Annotated in this window: 8 protein-coding genes; 7 read left to right on the forward strand and 1 reads right to left on the reverse strand. The window is 43.5% G+C overall.

Annotated elements, in window-relative coordinates; genetic code table 11:
* Positions 1 to 398: 398 nt before the first annotated feature.
* A complete protein-coding gene (locus AC1U9U_RS15270; RefSeq protein ID WP_479961411.1) occupies positions 399 to 1,766 on the forward strand; it encodes a TrpB-like pyridoxal phosphate-dependent enzyme in 1,368 nt (455 codons plus the stop codon).
* A 109-nt stretch (positions 1,767 to 1,875) separates the two neighbouring features.
* Entirely contained in the window at positions 1,876 to 2,211 is a 336-nt protein-coding gene (locus tag AC1U9U_RS15275) for a hypothetical protein (RefSeq protein WP_479961412.1), read from the forward strand.
* 123 nt (positions 2,212 to 2,334) lie between these two features.
* Here the strand turns inward: AC1U9U_RS15275 and AC1U9U_RS15280 are convergent, their stop codons facing one another.
* Positions 2,335 to 2,697: a NifB/NifX family molybdenum-iron cluster-binding protein gene (locus AC1U9U_RS15280; protein WP_479961413.1), complete on the reverse strand. Its 363-nt coding sequence runs from the start codon at positions 2,695 to 2,697 to the stop codon at positions 2,335 to 2,337.
* Positions 2,698 to 2,813: 116 nt separating this feature from the next.
* Here AC1U9U_RS15280 and AC1U9U_RS15285 point away from each other — a divergent pair, with 116 nt between their 5' ends.
* The 5 genes from AC1U9U_RS15285 to AC1U9U_RS15305 form a co-directional block, all read left to right on the forward strand.
* Positions 2,814 to 3,173 carry a DUF134 domain-containing protein gene (locus AC1U9U_RS15285; protein ID WP_479961414.1) on the forward strand — a complete coding sequence of 120 codons (360 nt, stop codon included), beginning with the start codon at positions 2,814 to 2,816 and terminating at the stop codon, positions 3,171 to 3,173.
* A 283-nt stretch (positions 3,174 to 3,456) separates the two neighbouring features.
* Entirely contained in the window at positions 3,457 to 3,726 is a 270-nt protein-coding gene (locus AC1U9U_RS15290) for a metal-sensitive transcriptional regulator (RefSeq protein WP_479961415.1), read from the forward strand.
* Between the two features lie 18 nt (positions 3,727 to 3,744).
* A complete protein-coding gene (sqr, locus tag AC1U9U_RS15295) occupies positions 3,745 to 4,998 on the forward strand; it encodes a type III sulfide quinone reductase, selenoprotein subtype (protein WP_479961416.1) in 1,254 nt (417 codons plus the stop codon).
* A 21-nt stretch (positions 4,999 to 5,019) separates the two neighbouring features.
* Entirely contained in the window at positions 5,020 to 5,334 is a 315-nt protein-coding gene (locus AC1U9U_RS15300; RefSeq protein ID WP_479961417.1) for a TusE/DsrC/DsvC family sulfur relay protein, read from the forward strand.
* A 13-nt stretch (positions 5,335 to 5,347) separates the two neighbouring features.
* Positions 5,348 to 5,692, forward strand: a 345-nt coding sequence (locus AC1U9U_RS15305; RefSeq protein WP_479961418.1) for a DsrE/DsrF/DrsH-like family protein, incomplete at its 3' end; no start/stop codon positions are given.

A 5,692-nucleotide genomic window follows, 5' to 3' on the forward strand; every position in this document is an offset into this window, starting at 1 on the left:
TATTTATCTAAATTATATATAAGTGGACTAAACCATTGATTGAGAGTAGTAGGGTAAAGTCTTAGTTACAGAGAGCTGCAGGCGGTGGGATTGCAGCACAGCGGACATATCACGAATGGACTCATGAGGGCAATGCAGAAATTTGACCAAAGTATGCTAGCCGGGATCTTCACCCGTTATCAATGAAGCGTATATGATGGTATACGAAACGAGGGGCGCTTTATGCGCAATAGAGGTGGTATCGCAGAGATATAAGTCTTTGTCCTATTAAAAGGGGCAAAGGCTTTTTATTTTTTAGACACATGAAAGTTTTAAGAATTACGACTCTTTTTACGCTTAATAAGGAGCCGTTATTCATAATTAAATCATTTTTAAAACTGGGAAAGGGATGAAAAACGATGACAAAAATACCTTACAAAATTTATCTGTCTGAGGATGAGATGCCTAAGCACTGGTACAATGTCAAGGCTGTTATGAAGGAGCTGCCTCCGCCAATGCTTCATCCGGGGACCTTAAAACCTTGTACCATTGAGGATCTCAGGCCTGTATTTTGCGATGAACTGATCGACCAGGAATTAAACTCCACGGAGCTCTATATTGAGATTCCTGAAGAAATCCGCGACTTCTATAAGATGTACCGCCCCTCCCCTTTGGTCAGAGCCTATTGCCTGGAAAAGCTGCTGGATACCCCGGCTGAGATCTACTACAAATTTGAGGGAACCAATACCTCCGGTTCCCATAAACTCAATTCGGCAGCAGCCCAAGTTTACTATGCTAAAAAACAAGGCCTAACCTCCCTAACGACGGAAACCGGGGCCGGACAGTGGGGTACGGCTTTAGCTATGGCCTGCGCCTATTTCCAACTCGACCTTACTGTCTATATGGTTAAGATCTCTTCCGAGCAAAAGCCCTACCGCAAAGCCGTAATCGAAACCTATGGCGGAAAAGTTATTCCCTCCCCTTCTACTACCACCGAAATAGGCAGGAAAATTCTCGAGGAAAACCCCGGAACAGGCGGCTCCTTAGGCTGTGCCATTTCCGAAGCCATCGAAGTTGCTCTAAAATCCGCTAATTGCCGTTATGTCCTGGGAAGTGTCCTTGACCATGTGGTTCTGCATCAAACAATTATTGGGGAAGAGACGAAGATTGCCTGTGAGAAATACGCTATTCAACCCGATATCATGATCGGTTGTGTGGGAGGCGGTTCTAACTTTGCCGGTCTGGTTGCTCCCTTTATCGGAGATAAGATCCAAGGAAAAAACAACATCGACTTTATTGGTGTTGAACCTGCTTCCTGTCCCTCCCTGACCAGAGGCAAATACGCCTACGACTTTGGGGATACCGGCAAAACAACCCCCCTCTTGAAAATGTATACCTTAGGCTCCGGGTTCATCCCTTCTCCCAACCATGCCGGTGGACTTCGCTACCATGGCATGAGCGGTATTGTTTCCAAGCTTTATCATGATGGCCTAATAGAAGCGCGTGCCGTCGAGCAAAGCAAGATTTTTGAGGCTGCTACTCTTTTCGCCCGCAGCGAGGGCATCCTTCCTGCCCCGGAATCCTCCCATGCACTGAGTGTGGCCATTGACGAAGCTCGCAAATGCAAGGAAACCGGTGAAAAGAAAACCATCCTCTTCGGTCTTTCCGGCACCGGATATTTTGACCTGGCAGCATATATGAGCTATAACGCCGGAACCATGACCGACTTTATCCCCACTGATGAAGACTTGGCAAAAGGGTTTGCCACCCTGCCAAAAGTAGAATAATTCTCCGTTGTTTCTGAAGACTGTCTGTCTTGCCTTGAATCATTGTTAAAATTTACCATAGATATAACATCGAATATTGGAGAAATTATTATTGGAGGTGTAATTAAAAATGCAAAATAAATCTAATTCCGATGTACAAAGCGTAAAACAAGAGATTCAAAGCGACCTACAGTCTTCAAAGCAAAGTCAAACCGGTTCCTCCGGTGCTTCCGGCTCCTCCGGCTCGGCCTTTACCAGTTCCGCCTTTTCTTCTGCTTCAGCGGGATCTGCCGGTACAGCTTTGAGCAGTTCCTCTTCCAGCGAAACCGCAAAAGTTCGTCAAGAGATTCAAAGCGACTTGCAATCAGCTAGTTCGCAAAGCCAACAATCCAGTATGAGTTCCGGATTAGGCAGTCAATCTGAAACTCAAAAAGTTAAACAAGAGATTCAACGGGATTTGCAATAAGCGGCAGACTGGGCACAGGCCTAAGAAACCCTGGGCAGACTTACATTTAAGCGTCTTCCCAGGGTTTCTTATTAGTAATTCAGCTTTTCATATCACACTATGTTTTCCGCAAATCGTTCTTCCTTAGTGATGACAGCCGTGTTCATGTTGATGGCAGGAATCACCGGAATCTTTTAAGGTGCCGTTAAGCCATTGCTGGGCCACTGTTTTAACATCTCCCGAACATCCACGGATTACCGAAATACCGGATTTATCTAATACGCGAACAGCACCTTCACCCATGTTGCCGGCAAGCATAACTTTTACGCCCATGTGAGCAAGAGTTTGGGCAATATTAGACTTGCAACCACAACCTACCGGGGAGGAAACGGTTTCCTGATTAAGCAGTTCTTTTTTCTCCTCATCTACTGTGAACACCGTGAAATATTCACAGTGACCAAAGTGATCATCAATCCGGTCCTGGCGAGAGGGTAAGGCAATTTTCATAGATATACCTCCATACACTTTTAATTTAGGGCAAAATGAGTTATTATTGACATATACCCTTTTAAACATATAATACGCCTGTATCGGGCATATGTCAATAATCAGGAGGTATAGAAATGGCAAGACCTCGGAAGTGCAAAAAGGTCTGTTGTTTACCAAAGAATAACCGGTTCGGCCCCCTGGATACTGGAGAAAACGCCCATGATATCATTACAATGACTGTGGACGAATACGAGACCATCCGCCTAATTGATTTAGAGGGATTAACACAGGAAGAATGTGCTGAAAAAATGGATGTTGCCCGTACAACCGTCCAAAGAATATATATTGAAGCAAGAAGAAAACTCGCCCAATCACTGGTTCATGGGAAAAGAATTAATATCGAAGGCGGAGATTATATCCTCTGTGAGGAAAGGGAACCAAAATGCCGCTGTGAATATTGCTATAAGCGAAGATATGTTCACAATGAATTGTAGCCACCTGACAGAGTATGAATCCAAAATAAAAGCCCCGGGTAATTTACTAAAAATTTACCCCCGGGGCTTTATTAATTGTATCCAAATATTTTTTGAATATTTCGGATTCCCCCTCTTGACATAGATATATGTGAAAGTGTATACTAATCCTAGACCCCCCTATACGGGGCGGGGGTAATGGATAAGGTTTTCTCGGCCGGGTCACCCTAGTAGGAAGGTGTATCCTAGCGTGTGAAGAAATCGACAAGGGATCTTAAAAGAAGGTTTAAGGAGGAGTTGGTTAGTGATCGAAAACGAAAAAGAAGATATCTTGATGCGCTTAAAGACCATAAAAGGTCATATCACCGGTATCGAAAAAATGATCGAAGAAGGAAAGGAGTGTGCTGATATCCTAGTGCAAGTGGCGGCAGTAACCAGCTCTATGAATAAAGTTAAGATCATGCTCAATAAACATTTCATTGACCGTTGCTTGGATAAGGCTATTTTAGAGGAAAAAGATATCAAGGAAGAAGTCTTAAAAATCCTGGACAATATTATCAAGTTTAATGAATGATGAAACGGGGGCAGTTCAATGAAAAGAATGCTCATCCTCGGGGCCGGAACGGCGGGGACCATGATGGCCAATCACCTCAATCGCAAACTGGATAAGAAAGAGTGGACAATCACGGTAATTGACCAATATGAAAAACATTACTATCAACCCGGATTTCTCTTTATTCCCTTCGATATCTATTCGGAAAAGGATGTTGTCAAGAAGAAGACCAGTTTCATTCCTAAAGATGTGGAATATATCAAGGCACCCATAGAACTGATTGATCCGGAGAAGAATCAGGTCACTTTAGGCAACGAATGGATCATTCCTTATGACCTCTTAATTATTGCCACTGGTTGTGAAACAGTTCCCGAAGAAGTAGAGGGCATAACCGATGGTTGGCAAAAAGATATCTTTGACTTCTATACCATAGAAGGTTCTGTTGCTCTAAGAGACAAATTAAAAGATTGGCCAGGAGGGAGGTTAGTAGTTCACATTAGTGAAATGCCTATCAAATGCCCGGTTGCACCCTTAGAGTTTGCCTTTCTCGCCGATTGGTTTTTCAGAGAAAAGCGCCACATCCGCGAAAAAATTGAGCTTGTTTATGTTACGCCCCTTGATAGTGCTTTTACTAAACAAAAATGTTCCGATGTACTAGGACATTTGTTCCCCCAGAAAAATATTGAACTAATTAAAAACTTCAATGTAAGCCATGTGGAAGCAGACGAAAAGAAACTCATATCCTTAGATGGCAAAGAAGTAAACTATGATCTTCTGGTCACCGTTCCGGTGAATATGGGCAGCAAGTTGATTGACCGCTCAGGCTTAGGTGACGAACTAAACTATGTCCCGACCAACCCCTATACCCTGCAGTCTAAAAAACACGAAAATATCTTTGTTATCGGGGACGCCACCGATCTACCATCATCCAAGGCCGGCTCCGTTGCCCATTTTCAAGCTGAGATTTTAACGGAAAACATTTTAAATTATATTGCTAATAAGCCCTTGACCGCACATTTTGACGGTCATGCTAACTGTTTTATCGAATCCGGCTATAACAAGGCTTTTTTAATCGACTTTAACTATGATATCGAACCAGTGGAAGGAACCTTCCCCTTACCCGGAATCGGACCCTTTTCCCTACTAAAAGAATCAAGAATTAATCACCTGGGTAAATTGGCCTTTAAGCCTATTTACTGGAACATGCTTCTAAAAGGTATCCCCATTCCTACAGTTCCCCCGGAAATGAAGACAAGCGGCAAAAAACTCGATGGTTTATATGGTAATTCTTAATTAAAAAGGAGAGGATTTCTAATGCAAAAAGTTATTGCTGGTTACACCGTTGACCTAACCGCGGAAGGCTATCTAACTAATCGGGCTCAATGGAATAAAGAAATAGCCCTGGAGATCGCCAAGGAACTGGGAATTGCCGAACTTACACCCGGACATTGGCAAGTAATTGAATTCTTGCAGAAGGATTTTACGGAAACCGGAAAAATCCCTACGATCAGAAGGGTAAACAAAGTCGGTAATATTGGCACTCAACAATTATATGCCCTTTTCCCCGAGGGTCCGCTCCTTAAAGCTACCAAGATTGCCGGCTTAAGTAAGCCGGTAAGCTGTGTATGATGGGAGGATTAATATGTCAGACCAAGAAAAGATTAAAAAGGTATCGATAATAATCTCCAAGGGTTCTCTAGAAGGTATCTACCCGGGATTAATCATGGCCAACGGAGCCAGAATGATGGGAATCGAGGCCAATCTTTTCTTTACCTTCTTTGGATTAGACGCTATCACCAAAAAGAAAATGAACAATATCAAAGTCGCTACCGTCGGCAATCCAGCCATGGGCATTCCCACCCTCATCGGGGCATTACCTGGTATGTCAGCCTTTGCCACCAATATGATGAAAAAGCAGATGGAGGAACTGGATATCCCTCCTATCCCGGAATTTATCGAGATGATCTGCGATGCCGGCGGCAAAGTC

This window comes from Desulfitobacterium sp., assembly GCF_982384815.1.

Bases quoted from the DNA above. Each gene is read 5' to 3' on its own strand.
- AC1U9U_RS15270 (WP_479961411.1), top strand. From the start codon at position 399: ATGACAAAAATACCTTACAAAATTTATCTGTCTGAGGATGAGATGCCT.
- AC1U9U_RS15275 (WP_479961412.1), top strand. From the start codon at position 1,876: ATGCAAAATAAATCTAATTCCGATGTACAAAGCGTAAAACAAGAGATT.
- AC1U9U_RS15280 (WP_479961413.1), bottom strand. From the start codon at position 2,697: ATGAAAATTGCCTTACCCTCTCGCCAGGACCGGATTGATGATCACTTT.
- AC1U9U_RS15285 (WP_479961414.1), top strand. From the start codon at position 2,814: ATGGCAAGACCTCGGAAGTGCAAAAAGGTCTGTTGTTTACCAAAGAAT.
- sqr (WP_479961416.1), top strand. From the start codon at position 3,745: ATGAAAAGAATGCTCATCCTCGGGGCCGGAACGGCGGGGACCATGATG.
- AC1U9U_RS15300 (WP_479961417.1), top strand. From the start codon at position 5,020: ATGCAAAAAGTTATTGCTGGTTACACCGTTGACCTAACCGCGGAAGGC.